14 protein-coding genes are annotated in these 15,944 nt (G+C 57.6%); 13 read left to right on the top strand and 1 reads right to left on the bottom strand.

Annotation, left to right across the window (positions count from 1 at the left end; all coding sequences use genetic code 11):
• The first annotated feature begins 112 nt into the window (after positions 1-112).
• The 6 genes from flhD (at position 113) to cheW (ending at position 5,518) form a co-directional block, all read left to right on the top strand.
• Entirely contained in the window at positions 113-463 is a 351-nt protein-coding gene (flhD, locus tag N5C09_RS02815; RefSeq protein ID WP_003859693.1) for a flagellar transcriptional regulator FlhD, read from the top strand.
• 2 nt (positions 464-465) lie between these two features.
• Complete coding sequence (gene flhC / locus N5C09_RS02810) at positions 466-1,044, top strand: flagellar transcriptional regulator FlhC (protein ID WP_003859695.1); 579 nt, start codon at positions 466-468, stop codon at positions 1,042-1,044.
• 123 nt (positions 1,045-1,167) lie between these two features.
• Positions 1,168-2,055, top strand: coding sequence for a flagellar motor stator protein MotA (gene motA, locus N5C09_RS02805; protein WP_003859696.1), 888 nt, complete (start codon positions 1,168-1,170; stop codon positions 2,053-2,055).
• Positions 2,052-2,981 (top strand): flagellar motor protein MotB, encoded by a 930-nt coding sequence (motB, locus tag N5C09_RS02800; protein ID WP_022648511.1) that lies wholly within the window; start codon positions 2,052-2,054, stop codon positions 2,979-2,981. The genes motA and motB overlap by 4 nt, the downstream gene beginning before the upstream one ends.
• A gap of 4 nt (positions 2,982-2,985) precedes the next feature.
• Positions 2,986-4,995 carry a chemotaxis protein CheA gene (cheA, locus tag N5C09_RS02795; RefSeq protein ID WP_279748395.1) on the top strand — a complete coding sequence of 670 codons (2,010 nt, stop codon included), beginning with the start codon at positions 2,986-2,988 and terminating at the stop codon, positions 4,993-4,995.
• A gap of 19 nt (positions 4,996-5,014) precedes the next feature.
• Positions 5,015-5,518 carry a chemotaxis protein CheW gene (cheW, locus tag N5C09_RS02790; protein ID WP_003859699.1) on the top strand — a complete coding sequence of 168 codons (504 nt, stop codon included), beginning with the start codon at positions 5,015-5,017 and terminating at the stop codon, positions 5,516-5,518.
• A gap of 96 nt (positions 5,519-5,614) precedes the next feature.
• Here the strand turns inward: cheW and N5C09_RS02785 are convergent, their stop codons facing one another.
• A complete protein-coding gene (locus N5C09_RS02785; RefSeq protein ID WP_063868444.1) occupies positions 5,615-6,874 on the bottom strand; it encodes a dicarboxylate/amino acid:cation symporter in 1,260 nt (419 codons plus the stop codon).
• 426 nt (positions 6,875-7,300) lie between these two features.
• Here N5C09_RS02785 and N5C09_RS02780 point away from each other — a divergent pair, with 426 nt between their 5' ends.
• The 7 genes from N5C09_RS02780 to tap all read left to right on the top strand — a co-directional run bounded on the left by N5C09_RS02780 (position 7,301) and on the right by tap (position 15,926).
• Positions 7,301-7,873, top strand: coding sequence for a spore coat protein U domain-containing protein (locus tag N5C09_RS02780; RefSeq protein ID WP_063450136.1), 573 nt, complete (start codon positions 7,301-7,303; stop codon positions 7,871-7,873).
• Positions 7,874-7,880: 7 nt separating this feature from the next.
• Positions 7,881-8,429, top strand: coding sequence for a spore coat U domain-containing protein (locus N5C09_RS02775; protein ID WP_063450135.1), 549 nt, complete (start codon positions 7,881-7,883; stop codon positions 8,427-8,429).
• Positions 8,430-8,445: 16 nt separating this feature from the next.
• Positions 8,446-9,207 carry a molecular chaperone gene (locus tag N5C09_RS02770; RefSeq protein ID WP_193033462.1) on the top strand — a complete coding sequence of 254 codons (762 nt, stop codon included), beginning with the start codon at positions 8,446-8,448 and terminating at the stop codon, positions 9,205-9,207.
• Entirely contained in the window at positions 9,183-11,567 is a 2,385-nt protein-coding gene (locus tag N5C09_RS02765; RefSeq protein WP_279748394.1) for a fimbria/pilus outer membrane usher protein, read from the top strand. Before N5C09_RS02770 ends, N5C09_RS02765 begins: the two co-directional genes overlap by 25 nt.
• Positions 11,564-12,526 carry a spore coat U domain-containing protein gene (locus N5C09_RS02760; protein ID WP_107533276.1) on the top strand — a complete coding sequence of 321 codons (963 nt, stop codon included), beginning with the start codon at positions 11,564-11,566 and terminating at the stop codon, positions 12,524-12,526. Before N5C09_RS02765 ends, N5C09_RS02760 begins: the two co-directional genes overlap by 4 nt.
• A gap of 86 nt (positions 12,527-12,612) precedes the next feature.
• Positions 12,613-14,280, top strand: coding sequence for a methyl-accepting chemotaxis protein II (tar, locus tag N5C09_RS02755; protein ID WP_279748393.1), 1,668 nt, complete (start codon positions 12,613-12,615; stop codon positions 14,278-14,280).
• A 44-nt stretch (positions 14,281-14,324) separates the two neighbouring features.
• A complete protein-coding gene (tap, locus tag N5C09_RS02750) occupies positions 14,325-15,926 on the top strand; it encodes a methyl-accepting chemotaxis protein IV (protein WP_279748392.1) in 1,602 nt (533 codons plus the stop codon).
• Positions 15,927-15,944 lie beyond the last annotated feature (18 nt).

Genomic DNA, 15,944 nt, shown 5'->3' with positions numbered 1-15,944 from the left:
ATTCAACTATGCATTTGGCCTTTTCTTTTTTATACCGGGTGATTTCCCGGCGACATCACGGGGTGCGGTCTTTCCGCATAAAAATAATAGTTGGTTATTCGGGATGGGAAAAATGCATACATCCGAGTTGCTAAAACATATTTACGACATCAATTTGTCGTATTTATTGCTCGCGCAGCGTTTGATTAGTCAGGACAAACCGTCAGCGATGTTTCGTCTGGGTGTTAACGAAGAGATGGCAACCATGCTGGGTGGATTAACGCTTCCGCAGATGGTCAAGCTGGCGGAAACGAACCAACTTGTCTGCCAGTTCCGTTTTGATAACCCCCAGACCATTACGCGTCTGACTCAGGAATCCCGCGTGGACGATCTGCAACAGATCCACACCGGTATTCTTCTCTCCACCCGCCTGCTCAACGAAATCAGCCAGCCTGATGACGTAGCCCGGAAGAAAAGGGCTTAACAATGAGCGAAAAAAGCATTGTTCAGGAAGCCCGTGACATACAGCTGGCGATGGAGCTGATCACGCTGGGCGCGCGTTTACAGATGCTGGAAAGCGAGACGCAGCTGAGCCGTGGACGTTTGATCAAGCTGTACAAAGAGTTACGTGGAAGCCCGCCGCCGAAAGGCATGCTGCCGTTTTCAACGGACTGGTTCATGACCTGGGAACAGAATATCCACGCTTCCATGTTCTGCAACGCCTGGCAGTACCTGCTGAAAACGGGCTTATGTAGCGGCGTTGACGCCGTGATCAAAGCCTACAAACTTTACCTTGAGCAATGCCCGCAGCAGGAAGAGGGTCCTCTGCTGGCGCTGACGCGCGCCTGGACGCTGGTGCGTTTTGTTGAAAGCGGAATGCTTGAATTGTCGCGCTGCAACTGCTGTGACGGCAATTTTATTACCCACGCGCACCAGCCTGCGGGCAGCTTCGCCTGTAGTTTGTGCCAGCCTCCATCCCGAGCCGTAAAAAGACGTAAACTTTCCCGGGATGCTGCCGATATTATTCCACAACTGCTGGATGAACAGATCGAACACGCTGTTTAACCCGAACCTGTGGGCAAGATTCCAGCAGCGGTAAGCCATTACCGCTGCTTTTTTTTACCCTGCGTTCCGGTCATGCGCTCGAGATGAACGTCCTGCCATAGTCACTAGCGGAAGGATGATGTCGTGCTTATCTTATTAGGTTACCTGGTAGTTCTCGGTACAGTTTTCGGCGGTTACATGATGACCGGCGGGCACCTTGGAGCACTCTATCAACCGGCTGAACTTGTCATCATCGGCGGTGCAGGGGTAGGGGCTTTTATCGTTGGGAACAACGGTAAATCGATCAAGGGCACGCTGAAGGCGATTCCGCTGCTGTTTCGTCGTTCGAAATACACCAAAAGCATGTATATGGATCTGCTGGCGCTGCTCTATCGTCTGATGGCGAAGTCACGTCAGCAGGGGATGTTCTCGCTGGAGCGGGACATCGAAAACCCGAAAGAGAGCGAAATTTTCGCCAGCTACCCGCGTATTCTGGCCGATGCGATGATGCTCGATTTTATCGTCGACTACCTGCGCCTGATCATTAGCGGCAACATGAATACCTTCGAAATTGAAGCCCTGATGGACGAAGAGATCGAAACCCACGAGAGCGAATCTGAAGTGCCGGCCAACAGCCTGGCGCTGGTGGGCGACTCGCTTCCGGCCTTCGGGATCGTGGCGGCGGTTATGGGCGTTGTTCATGCCCTGGCCTCGGCGGATCGCCCGGCGGCAGAGCTGGGGGCGCTGATTGCCCACGCGATGGTGGGAACCTTCCTCGGCATTTTACTGGCCTACGGCTTTATCTCCCCGCTGGCGAGCGTGCTGCGCCAGAAGAGCGCCGAAACCACCAAAATGATGCAGTGCGTGAAAATTACGCTGCTCTCAAACCTCAACGGCTATGCACCACCGATCGCCGTCGAATTTGGTCGTAAAACGCTCTATTCCAGCGAACGTCCGTCGTTTATCGAGCTGGAAGAGCACGTGCGGGCGGTGAAAAACCCTAACCAACAGACGACCACCGAGGACGCATGAAAAACCAGTCCCACCCGATCGTCATCGTAAAAAAGCGCAAGCATAAGGGGCACGGGCACGGTTCTCACGGCTCCTGGAAAATCGCCTACGCCGACTTTATGACCGCCATGATGGCCTTCTTCCTGGTGATGTGGCTGATCTCCATCTCCAGCCCGAAAGAGCTTATCCAGATTGCGGAATATTTCAGAACGCCGCTGGCGACGGCGGTCACCGGCGGGCCGCGTATTTCGAACAGCGACAGCCCGATCCCCGGCGGCGGTGACGATTACACCCAGCAGCAGGGCGAAGTCAAAAAACAGCCTAACATCGACGAACTGAAAAAACGGATGGAGCAGGCGCGCCTGAAAAAACTGCGCGGCGACCTGGATCAGCTGATTGAAGCGGACCCCAAACTGCGCGCGCTGCGTCCGCATCTGAAGATCGACCTGGTACAGGAAGGGCTGCGCATTCAGATCATCGATAGCCAGAACCGGCCGATGTTCAAAACCGGCAGCGCTGACGTGGAGCCCTATATGCGCGATATTCTGCGCGCGATTGCACCGGTGCTGAACGGCATTCCTAACCGCGTGAGCCTGTCCGGTCACACGGATGATTTCCCGTACGCCACGGGCGAGAAGGGATACAGCAACTGGGAGCTTTCTGCCGATCGCGCCAACGCCTCGCGACGCGAGCTGGTGGCGGGTGGGCTTGATGATGGCAAGGTCCTGCGCGTGGTCGGCATGGCTGCAACCATGCGCCTTACCGACCGCGGACCGGATGACGCCATCAACCGTCGTATCAGTCTTTTAGTGCTGAACCAGCAGGCGGAGCAGGCCATCCTGCATGAAAACGCCGAAAGTCAGAATGAGTCACTGGACGATTTAAAACAGCCTGGGGCCGTCCCTTCGGCTGCCGTTCCAACATCGCCACCAGCCAATCCGAGGTGATAGCGTGAGCATGGATATTACCGATTTTTACCAGACATTTTTTGATGAAGCCGACGAACTGTTGGCCGATATGGAGCAACATTTGCTGGATCTGGTGCCCGAAGCACCGGACTCAGAACAGCTCAATGCCATCTTCCGTGCGGCGCATTCCATTAAAGGCGGAGCCGGCACGTTTGGATTTACCATTTTGCAGGAAACGACCCATTTAATGGAAAACCTGCTGGATGAAGCACGACGCGGTGAGATGCAGCTCAATACCGACATTATCAACCTGTTTTTGGAAACGAAAGATATTATGCAGGAACAGCTCGACGCCTATAAAAGTTCGGCAGAGCCTGATGCCGCCAGCTTTGAATACATCTGCAACGCGCTGCGTCAGCTCGCGCTGGAAGCCAAAGGTGAGGCGTCTGCGCCCGTTGTCCCTGCGGCAAAACTGAGCGTTGTTGACGCCGTTGCTGAGCCAGATACGGCTCCTGAAGCGCCCGCAGGGAAACTGCGCGTGGTGCTGTCACGCCTGAAAGAGAGCGAGGTCAACCTGCTGGAAGAGGAGCTGGGTAACCTGGCGACGCTCAGCAACGTGGTGAAGGGCAAAGACAGCCTGGCCGCGACCCTCGACGACGGTATCGGCCAGGACGACATCGTGGCGGTGCTGTGCTTCGTTATTGAAGCGGATCAGATTGCTTTCGAAACCGACGCTGCGGCGGTTGAAGCGCCCGCTGCGGAAGAAAAGGCCCCTGCGGTGGTCCCTGCTGCCCCTGCGCTGAAGGCCGTGCCTAAAGAGACGGCATCGCCGGCGCGCGGTGAAAAACCGGCGGCGCGTTCCAGCGAGTCCACGAGCATCCGCGTGGCGGTAGAAAAAGTGGATCAGCTGATCAACCTGGTCGGTGAACTGGTGATCACCCAGTCGATGCTGGCCCAGCGCTCCAACGAGCTGGACCCGGTGACCCACGGGGATCTCATCACCAGCATGGGCCAGTTACAACGTAACGCCCGCGATTTGCAGGAATCGGTGATGTCCATCCGCATGATGCCGATGGAATATGTCTTCAGCCGCTTCCCGCGCCTGGTGCGCGACCTGGCCGGCAAGCTCAACAAGCAAATCGAACTCACGCTGATGGGCAGCTCTACCGAGCTGGACAAAAGCCTCATTGAACGCATTATCGACCCGTTAACGCACCTGGTGCGTAACAGCCTCGACCACGGCATCGAGCTGCCGGAAAACCGCGTGGCCGCCGGGAAATCGCCAGTTGGCAACCTGATCCTCTCTGCGGAACATCAGGGCGGCAACATCTGCATCGAAGTGACCGATGATGGCGCGGGCCTGAACCGCGAGCGTATCCTGGCGAAGGCGATTTCGCAGGGGATGGTGGTCAATGAAAACATGACCGATGAAGAAGTGGGCATGCTGATTTTTGCCCCGGGCTTCTCAACCGCAGAGCAGGTCACCGATGTTTCCGGCCGTGGCGTGGGCATGGACGTGGTGAAACGTAACATTCAGGAGATGGGCGGTCACGTTGAGATCCAGTCTAAGCAGGGCGCGGGCACCACGATTCGTATCCTGCTGCCGCTGACGCTGGCCATTCTTGACGGTATGTCCGTTAAAGTGGCGGACGAAGTCTTTATTCTCCCGCTGAATGCGGTGATGGAATCCCTCCAGCCGCGTGAAGAAGATCTCCATCCGCTGGCGGGCGGCGAGCGCGTGCTTGAAGTGCGCGGCGAGTACCTGCCGCTGGTGGAGTTGTGGAAAGTGTTCGAAGTGGACGGGGCAAAAACCGAGGCGACGCAGGGTATCGTTGTGATCCTGCAAAGCGCCGGACGCCGCTACGCGCTGCTGGTCGATCAGCTGATTGGTCAGCATCAGGTGGTGGTTAAGAACCTGGAAAGTAACTACCGCAAAGTGCCGGGGATCTCTGCTGCCACCATCCTGGGTGATGGTAGCGTCGCGCTGATCGTCGATGTATCGGCACTTCAGGGATTAAATCGTGAACAACGTGTGGCGAACACAGCCGCCTGATTAAGTAAAAGGTAATAACATGACCGGTATGAGTAACGTAACGAAACTGGCGGGCGAGCCATCTGGGCAGGAATTCCTGGTTTTCACTTTAGGGGATGAAGAGTACGGGATCGACATTCTGAAAGTGCAGGAAATTCGCGGTTACGATCAGGTAACGCGCATTGCGAACACGCCAGCGTTTATCAAGGGTGTGACCAACCTGCGCGGTGTGATTGTGCCTATCGTGGATCTGCGCGTGAAGTTCAGCCAGGGCGACGTGGAGTACAACGACAACACGGTGGTGATTGTCCTGAATCTGGGGCAGCGCGTGGTAGGGATCGTCGTGGATGGCGTGTCTGACGTGCTGTCGCTGACCGCCGATCAAATCCGTCCTGCGCCGGAGTTTGCGGTCACGCTGTCGACGGAATACCTGACGGGTCTGGGTGCGCTCGGCGAGCGTATGCTGATTCTGGTCAATATTGAGAAGCTGCTGAACAGTGAAGAGATGGCGCTGCTGGATATCGCGGCGAATCACGTGGCATAAAACAAAGCCGGGTGGCGCTGACGCTTACCCGGCCTACGTGTTCGAGCCATTTGTAGGCCGGGTAAGGCGAAGCCGCCACCCGGCTCTTTTGTAACCTTACGCCTCCTGCTCCACCAGCTCTGCCTCCGCTTCCCGCGCCCCTTCATTTTGCGACAGCATCGCCGTCGCAATCCCGTTCCCCAGCACGTTGATGGCCGATCGCCCCATATCCAGGAAATGGTCAATTCCCATCAGCAGCAGGATCCCGGCGACCGGAATGTTAAAGCTCGGAATGGTTGCCGCCAGCACCACCAGCGACGAGCGCGGTACGCCCGCAATACCCTTCGAGGCCAGCATCAGCGTGAGCATCAGCACCGTCACCTCGGTGAAACTCAGGTGAATGTTGTACGCCTGGGCGATAAACATCGAGGCGAACGAGCAGTACACCATGGAGCCGACCAGGTTAAACGAATAGCCGATTGGCAGGACGAAAGAGGCGATATTACGTGAACAGCCGAAGCGTGCTAGCTGCTCCAGCGTTTTAGGGTATGCCGCTTCTGAACTGCTGGTGGTAAACGCCACCAGCACCGGATCCTTCAGCATCGCCACCAGACGGAAAACCTCTTTTTTCAACACCATATAACCGACCGCCAGCAACACCAGACAGGTCAGGAGGATCGCCACATAGTAACCACCAATAAACGAGGCATAGTTCAGCAAAATGCCCAGCCCCTGCGTGGCAATCACCGACGAAATCGCTGCAAAAATGGCGAGCGGCGCAACGTACATTACGTAGCCCGTCACTTTAAGCATAATGTGGGACACCACATCCAGCGCCGCGACCAGCGGGGCGTTGAATTTTTGGCCCAGCGACGCGCCGCCAATGCCGAAGAACATCGAGAAGACCACAATTTGCAGGATCTCATTGTTGGCCATCGCGCCGGCAATGCTGGTTGGAATGGTGTGTGACAGGAAGGCTTTCAGCGACATCCCGCTCACGGCCAGGCCGGTATCAACCGTCTCAGTAGGAATGCTCAGGTTCAGACCGCTGCCGGGTTGTTCAAGGGTAACGATAAACAGCCCCACCAGAATGGAAAGCACGGACGAGCTGATAAACCATACCATCGCTTTACCACCGACGCGTCCAATCGTCGACGTTTCACCCAGCCTCATAATGCCCACCGTCAGGGTGCTGAACACCAGCGGGGCAATCACCATTTTAATCAGCCGCAGGAAGATATCGGTCAGCAGCGTAATGTTCTCCGACCAGGCCTGTATCGCGTCGGGCGAAGCATATTCATGGATCGCTGCACCTGAAAGAATACCCGCCAACATGAAAATCACGATGAAGAGCGTGAGTTTGTTTGCACTTGCCACAAAAAGATCCTCGATGCGCTAAAAGAGTTTCCTGCGTCAATGCATACAAAATTTTTATTTAAGCGCAGGAAAATATTCGGGGCATAAATTGAAGTAAAGCGGGGTGAGTTACAACTTGTTTTTAATTTTTATGAAATTCGTTGTTTTGCAGGTCACGATATATTGTGACGCAGATCACACTACAGGCGATATATCCTCAAGCTAAGCAAGAATAATGCCTCTTTTTTTTTGCTAACTCTTTGTAATGTTTGTTAATAGTCTGTTAATTCGGGCGAGGTTGACCGCTTTTTGATGAAAGTGGTTGAAGTGTTAACCATAAACTAAATTCTCAGTAACCGCGCCGGGGAATGTTTTAGCGGGGCTAACATATTGAACAGTATGAATAAAATATAGCAAGCGAACCTATAATCTTCTGGAGAGTGGTAAATGAAAAGAAAACTTCTTTTTATCTGCGCGGGCACGCTGCTGACGGCGACAACGGTCGGTCAGGCTCTCGCAGTCACCAGTAGCGGCACTATCGGCGCGACGCTGACGCTGACCAACGGCTGCTTGATCAACGGCTCGCCAACGCAAAACGGCATTAACTTCGGTACGCTCGATTTCGGCACCCATCCTGCTACGTTTTCCACGCTGACAACCCAGTTAACCGGTGCCAGCGGAGGAAACACCTTTACCATTCAATGTACCACCGCCAGCTATACGGTGGCGATCACCGGCAACACCAACGCTACCGCACCCGGAACCGTCGTCGGCACCCCAGGTACGCCGGGCCGCTATTTGGTGAACACCGCCAATGCGGCGCAGGGCGTTGCCTACAGCCTGTTCAGCGATAGCGGTTACAACAACGTGGTTGCGAACAATGCCGCGCTGCCGGTTGCCTCTACGGCGGGTGGGGTGGACAGCTACACCCTTTACGCACGCATCACGGGCGGCGGCAATAGCGTAACGGTCGTACCGGGCACCTATACCGACACGATTAACGTCAGCGTCACCTACTGATTCAGCCATGAAGGCACTGTGTTTATGTCTGCGCGTTAGCGCAGAGGGCCTCGTGCACCCTTTTTTGGCCCTGTTCGTCGGGCTGGTACTGCTCCCCGACGCCAGGGCGGTGACGTCCCAGTCATTCAGGGTGAGCGCGACGGTGGTACCCGGATGCTCGGTAAGCACCGGCACCGGCGGGCGTTTCGGTACGCTAAATTTCGGGACCCGCAGCGGCGTGGAAAGCGCGCCGGTCAGCACCAGCTTTGTCGCCGACGGCGCGTTGTCCATCGCCTGTACGCCGGGCGTGGCGCTAAGCATGAGCATTAACGGCGGGCAGAACTACAGCTCGGTGCGGCGGATGACCCGTTCTGGCGGGACGGAGGTGGTTGGATACCGCCTCTACAGCAGCAGCTCTCTGGCCGCAAACAGTGAAATTGGGGTTAACCAGGCCATACCGATTACCTATACCAACAGCAATAACATCGCGCTGCCTCTTTTTGGCGTCGCGCTGCTGACCGGGTTTAGCCCGTCAGGAACTTATTCAGATCAACTCACCGTGACCTTGTCATGGTAGGAAAGGGAGAGCATCGATGAAGGCATTATTCAGGCGGTCAGGCCTGATAAGTCTGTTGGGGGTAACGGCCCTCGCGGCGGTAAAGGCGCAAGCAGCGGCAACCATTCTTCTGTGGCCCATCGATCCGTGGCTTGCGGCAGAGGCCAAAGCCACTGAATTGTGGATCCAGAACCAGGGCAACAGCGCCACGACAATGCAGATACGTATTGTACGCTGGAAACAGGAGGGCGGTTATGAGCGTTACACTGCCCAGCAGGATGTGGTCGCCAGCCCGCCGATTGTGACCATCGCAAACGGCAGTAAACAGCTTATTCGCCTGATCAAGCAGGGGACGATCCCGTCGGGCGTCGAGCAAGCCTACCGCATTATCGTGGATGAAATTCCCCAGCCGGATGCTAAAGCGGAACCGTCCCTGGGCTTGAAACTGCAAATGCGCTACTCCATTCCTTTATTCGTCTACGGCCAGGGGATCCCCACTCTCAATGAAGGAGCGCATCACGCGCTGGCGAACACGCAACAACTCAGCTGGCGGGTCATTCAGGAGGAGGGAAAACCCGCGCTTCAGGTCCGCAATCAGGGGAACGTTCACGTCAGGCTCAGCCAGGTTGCGGTTGAGCAGGGCGGGCAAAAACGCACGGTTGCCGAGGGGCTACTGGGTTACGTGCTGCCAGGCAGCACCCGAAGCTGGCCGCTTCCGGCAGGGATTTATCAGCCGAATCGGATGAGCGCGCAAATTAATGCCAGGGATACGCAATGGCAATCGACGCCCGACAGCTGAAACCGGCGATGATGATCCTGCTTTGCGTCAGTACCAGCGCCTTTGGCGAAACCGGCGACGACAGTTTACCGCCGCCGCCGGACGCGCAGACGATGAACGGTGAAGCAGTATTCCAGCTCGCCCTGGTGCTGAACCACTATGACACGGGTCTGGTGGTGCCGGTGACGCAGCGCGAGGGCGCCTGGTTTATTTCCGGGGCAGATTTGCTTCGCGCCGGGCTGCCGCCGGAGCATGTGCCTGCCGGAGAGGTGAACCTTTCAACGCTTTCATCGGTACGCGTGGAGTATGACAGCACCGCCCAGCGGCTAATGCTGACGGTCCCCCGGGACTGGGTTGCGGCGCGGATCACCTCGTTTAACGGTCAGAGCGCGCAAAGCAAACCGCATTATGGCCGGGGTGCGCTGCTCAACTACGACGTTTATACCAACCATACCGAGCACACGGGCGGCCAGGCATCGCTGTGGCATGAGTTCCGCTATTTCAACGAAGACTATTCGTTTTCTTCAACAGGGTACGCCCGACAGAATTTTGCCGGAAGCAGCGGGCAGCAGGAAGGGTACGTGCGTTATGACTCGACCCTGCTGATCACCAACGAAGAGGATGCCACCACCTGGACCGTCGGGGACGTTATCAGCGATGCGCTGAGCTGGAGCACCAGCGTGCGCATGGGCGGGATCAGCTACGGGCGCGACTTCTCCCTGCGTCCGGATCTGGTGACCTGGCCGCTGCCGGAGTTTTCCGGTGAGGCGGCGGTGCCGACCTCGGTCGATCTGTTTATCAACGGCTACCGTTCCGGCTCCACCCGTCTTCAGCCGGGGCCGTTTACCCTCACTAATCTGCCGTATATCAACGGCGCGGGAGATGCGGTACTGGTTACCACCGACGCGCTGGGGCGTCAGGTGAGCACCACGCTGCCGTTTTATGTCAGCAGCGATGTGCTGAAGCAGGGATTGAGCGACGGCGCTTTGACGCTGGGCAGCCTGCGGCGCAACTACGGTATAGACAATTTCGACTATGGCCCGGCGGCGGGCAGCGGATCGTATCGCTACGGGTTCACCGACTGGCTCACGCTGGAAGGGCACGCGGAAGGGGCGGAATCGCTGGCGCTCGGCGGCGCGGGCACGGTGGTGAAGATCGGGCGTTTTGGCGTGGTCAATACCGCTTATACCCAAAGCCGGATGCGCGGCGACGAAGGGGGACAGATGAACTGGGGCTATCAGTACAGCACCAGCGAGTTTAGCGTAGCGACCCAGCATACCCGACGCGATCGCGGCTTCGGCAACCTCGCCCTGTACGATCAACCCACCGTTTATGATGAATATGATAACCCCATTGCCAGCCTGAGCCGCAATACCGACCAGTACTCCTTAACCTTTAACCTCGGTGATTACGGCAATATCGGCGCGGCGTGGATCGGCGTTGAGAGTTTTGACAGCCGCAAAACCGAGCTGCTTAACCTCTCCTGGAGCCGCAATCTGTGGGGCTCAAGCAGTATTTATCTGGCTGCCAGTCGTGACCAGCAGCGAGGCGACTGGACGGTTGCGCTGTCGTTGCAGGTTCCCCTCGGCGAACGTGACAGCGCCGCCGTCACCTTTGAAAACACGCCTGACGCAGGCAGCACGCAACGCATTAACTATAACCACTCGATGCCGTCTGACGGCGGCTTTAGCTGGAACATGGCCTGGGCCAACCAGTCGCGGTCGAGTAACTATCAGCAGGCCACCCTCGGCTGGCGCAATAACAACGTTGAGCTTCAGGGCGGCGGCTACGGCGAGAAGGGCATGATGACCTGGTGGGGCGAGGCGATGGGATCCATCGTGCTGATGGACGGTGAACTGTTTGCGGCGAACAAAATCAACGACGCGTTTGTGGTGATCAGCACCGACGGACACCCGGACGTACCCGTCAGCTACGAGAACCAGCCGGTGGGTAAAACCAATAACAAAGGCTACCTGCTGGTGAGCGGCGTTTCTGCCTACTATCCGGCAAGCTACCGCATTGATACCCTGAACCTTCCGGCAGATACCCGGCTGAAGGAGACCGAACGTCGGGTAGCGATTCGTCGGCATAACGGCTATCTGGTGGATTTCCCGATGGAGCAAGAGCGGGTTGCCAGCGTGATCCTCCACGACGCGCAGGGCTATGCGATCCCGGTGGGAAGCCAGGTCAAACGCGCGTCCCGCAGCAGCGCGGTTGTCGGCTATGACGGCCTCGCCTGGCTGGAAAACCTCAACGATGTGAATCCACTGGAGGTTATCACCCCGGACGGTAAACGCTGTACCGCAACGCTGACCGTGGGCGCAAACCCCGAGCATAAGTTGCAAACCTACGGTCCGCTGACCTGCCGGGAGGCGCCATGAAACGTTTGATGATAGCCATACTGCTGCTGTTCTCGGGCAGCGGCTGGGCGGCCTGCACCGTCAGTACGGTGAACGCCTCGTTTGGCAGCGTCACCTCGTTCGCCCTGAGCAGCACGGGGGAGGTGCAAACCACCGGCACGCTGGTGGTCTCCTGCGATACGGTCCTGAACCTCCTCACCAACGACTCGGTGACGCTGACCTACACCTCGGCATCGATAGCCGCCAACAGCCGCGCCACCATGAAACGCACCGATAACGCGGCTATCGCGGACGTTATCCCCACGCGCCTGTGCGGTGCCACTGGCTGTGGCGGGAACAGTGAAGTGCAAATCAGTAAATCCTATACCTGGAGCGGCAACACCCTGCTCGGGCTGCTGGGGTCCAGACGCTACAACATTCCCCTTTATTTCCGTACCGTGCCGGGGCAGAACGTCACGGCCGGGCCGTACCAGGTATTGCTAACGTTCAGCATCAACTACAACGTGTGCGCCGTTGGCGCGGTCGGGGCGTGCCTGACCCCGCAAACCGGCACGGCAACCACCTCTATCCTCCTTAATATGACCGTCACCAACGATTGCAGCACCATGACCACGCCGGACGTGAACTTCAACAGCGCGCCGCTGGTGCAAAATTTCCCCACCGTTTCGCAGTCGATCGCCGTCACCTGCACCAAAGGCAGCACCTACACCATAGGGATTAACAATGGCGCAAACGCCCTGAACAACGTTCGTCGTATGGTTAGCGGCAGTAATTTTATGAGTTACGACATCTATAAAGAGGCGACCAGCAACCGCTGGGGCGGCAGCGGCAGCGAGCGCTGGGCCAGCGCCAGCTCGTCCCAGGTCAGTACCGACGGGCTTTTACGCACCTACAACTACACCGCTAAAGTCCTGACCAGCCAGGCCACGCCGCCTGCCGGAACCTACAGCGACACGCTGATTGTTGACGTCGCGTTCTGATCCTCCGCGCTTTTCCCTTTCGCAAATGTAAAGTTCCCGTGGCCCGTGCCGATAACACCGTTAATCAATCGATGAGAAGGTGTTGTATGTTGAACCGTATCCGCGTTGTCACAATGCTAATGATGGTGCTGGTCATTTTCGCACTTCTTCAGCTTATTTCTGGCGGCCTCTTTTTCTCGTCTTTAAAACAGAACCAGGACAGCTTCGCGGCCTCGAACGATTTGCGGATGCAGCAAAGTGAACTGACCACGACATGGGATCTGATGTTGCAGACGCGTATCAACCTGAGCCGCTCGTCCGCCCGCATGATGATGGACCCGAACAACCAGCAGAGCAGCGCCAAAACGGAACTGCTGAAGAACGCGCGCGCCACGCTGGCAGACGCGGCGAAACACTATGACGCCTTCAAAAAAATCGCCCCTCAGCCCGCAATGGCGCAGGCGAGCGCGAATATAGATGAAAAATATCAGGCCTACTTTGCCGGCCTGACGGAGCTGGTGCAGTTCCTGGAGAAGGGCAATATGGATGCCTATTTCGCCCAGCCGACCCAGGGCATGCAGAACGCCCTCGGCGCGGCGCTCGGCGAGTACGCCAAAGCCAGCGGCGAGCTTTATCACTCGGCGTTTACGCAAAGCCAGAGCGACTACCGTTTTGCAAAATGGCAGATGGCGGTTCTCGCCCTCGCGCTGGTCATCGTGCTGATGGCCGTCTGGTACGGCATTCGCCATATCCTGCTGAACCCGCTGGGCCGCGTCATTGCGCATATCCGTGACATTGGCCGGGGCGATCTCACTAAAACGCTGACCGTTTCTGGCCGCAACGAGATCACCGAGCTGGCGACCAGCGTCGACCATATGCAGCGTTCGCTGATTGATACCGTCGCCAACGTGCGTGAGGGGGCGGATGCCATCTACACCGGCACGAGTGAAATCGCGATGGGTAACAACGATCTCTCGTCCCGTACCGAACAGCAGGCGTCTGCCCTAGAAGAGACGGCGGCCAGCATGGAGCAGCTCACCGCAACCGTGAAGCAGAACGCCGACAACGCCCGCCAGGCGTCTCAGCTTGCAGAAAGCGCGTCCGATACCGCCCAGCGCGGCGGTCGCGTGGTCGACGGCGTGGTGAAAACCATGCACGACATTGCCGACAGCTCGAAGAAAATCGCCGACATCATCAGCGTTATCGACGGCATCGCATTCCAGACCAACATTCTGGCGCTGAACGCGGCCGTTGAAGCGGCGCGAGCGGGCGAGCAGGGACGCGGATTTGCCGTGGTCGCCGGCGAAGTGCGCAACCTTGCCAGCCGCAGTGCCAACGCGGCGAAAGAGATCAAAGCCCTGATTGAAGACTCTGTTTCACGCGTGGATACCGGCTCGGTGCTGGTAGAAAGCGCGGGTGAAACCATGAATGACATCGTGAATGCCGTGACGCGCGTGACGGACATCATGGGTGAAATCGCCTCTGCATCGGACGAGCAGAGTCGTGGTATTGACCAGGTCGCCCTGGCGGTATCGGAAATGGATCGTGTGACGCAGCAAAACGCCGCCCTGGTGCAGGAGTCCGCTGCGGCGGCCGCTGCGCTGGAGGACCAGGCGAGCCGCCTGAAAATGGCCGTCTCGGCGTTCCGTCTTACTTCAAAAACAACAAATACGGTCAGCTCGCGGTCGGCGTACGGCGAAGCAGCCCCGGCGCCCGTGACAGCACGTACGCGCGCAGCGGTGACCGGACAAGATGAAAACTGGGAAACATTTTGACTGACAATTAAACCGCGGCTGCTTGCCGCTTGATGGGAGCGTGGATGTTAAATCGTATTCGTATCTCGACCACACTGTTTTTGATTCTGATCCTGTGTGGGGTTTTGCAGGTTGGCAGTAACGGGTTGTCTTTCTGGGCGTTTCGCGATGGCTATCAGAATTTGCAGGAAGTTGAGACGAGTAATCAGCAGCGCTCCGCACTGGCACAAACGCGTGCCGTGCTGTTGCAGGCAAGCACTGCGCTGAACAAAGCAGGGACCTTAACCGCGCTGAGCTATCCGCCGGACGATATTAAGACGCTGATGGTCGTGGCCCGCAGCAGCCTGAAGCAGGCCGACGCGCAGTTTAAGGCGTTTGCGGCGCAGGAGGCGGTGAGTGAGAAAGAGAAAGCGCTGAAGGTCGCCATGAAGAAGAACTTTGATGCGTGGTACGGCGATCTCGAGCATCAGGCGACGTGGCTGGAGAACAACCAGCTTTCTGACTTCCTGACCGCGCCGGTACAGGCATCTCAGGCGGCGTTCGACGGCAGCTTTAACGCGTGGCAGCAGAATATTAACCAGTTTGTGGCGCGTGCCGGCGCGGACAGCCGTACCAGCTACCGCATGTCAGGGATGATTTTTCTGACCGTGGTGATCCTGGCGGCCCTGCTGACCGGCGGCTCGCTGTGGTGGTCGCGCAAAACGATCGTGCAGCCGCTGGCCATCATCAGCAGCCACTTCGACAGTATCGCAAAAGGCGATCTGGCGCGTCCGGTTGCCGTGTATGGCAAGAATGAAATATCGGCGATTTTTGCCAGCCTGAAGGCGATGCAGGGATCGCTGCGGGAAACGGTAAGCAACGTTCGTCAGGGCAGTTACGCCATGCACACCGGGATCTCAGAGATTGCGGCGGGCAATAACGATCTGTCGTCCCGCACCGAACAGCAGGCGGCATCGCTGGCGCAGACGGCGGCCAGTATGGAGCAACTGACCGCGACGGTAAGCCAGAACGCCGATAACGCGCGTCAGGCGTCCGACTTGTCCAGACAGGCGGCGATGACGGCGAAACGTGGGGGTGACCAAGCCTCGCACGTCGCCAGCACGATGCAGGAGATTGCCGCCAGTTCGCAGAAAATTGGCGACATTATTAGCGTCATCGACGGTATCGCGTTCCAGACCAATATTCTGGCGCTGAACGCTGCGGTGGAAGCGGCGCGTGCCGGGGAGCAGGGACGCGGGTTTGCGGTGGTTGCCGGTGAAGTCCGTAACCTCGCCAGCCGCAGCGCCAACGCGGCGAAAGAGATCAAAGGGCTGATTGAAGAATCGGTCTCCCGCGTCCAGCAGGGATCCGCGCTGGTGGATACCGCCGCGCAGACCATGCACGAGATTGTCACCTCCGTGACGCGGGTGAACGACATTATGGGCGAGATTGCCTCGGCGTCGGATGAACAGCGTCGCGGCATTGAGCAGGTGGCGCAGGCCGTCACGCAGATGGATCAGGTTACGCAGCAGAACGCCTCGCTGGTGGAAGAGGCGGCGTCGGCTGCCGATCAGCTGGCGAACCAGGCGGATCACCTTACCGGGTTAGTCGCCGTATTTAATGTGAAAGAGCACGTTGAAGCAGTAACAGAAGTCGGACGGTCACAGGCCGTGCCCGTTGTATCCTGAATGTGATTAAGAAGGCGC

Source organism: Enterobacter sp. GD03975, from assembly GCF_029838645.1.
Taxonomy (GTDB): Bacteria; Pseudomonadota; Gammaproteobacteria; order Enterobacterales; family Enterobacteriaceae; genus Enterobacter; species Enterobacter quasihormaechei.
This window is presented reverse-complemented; position numbering and strand designations above follow the sequence as displayed.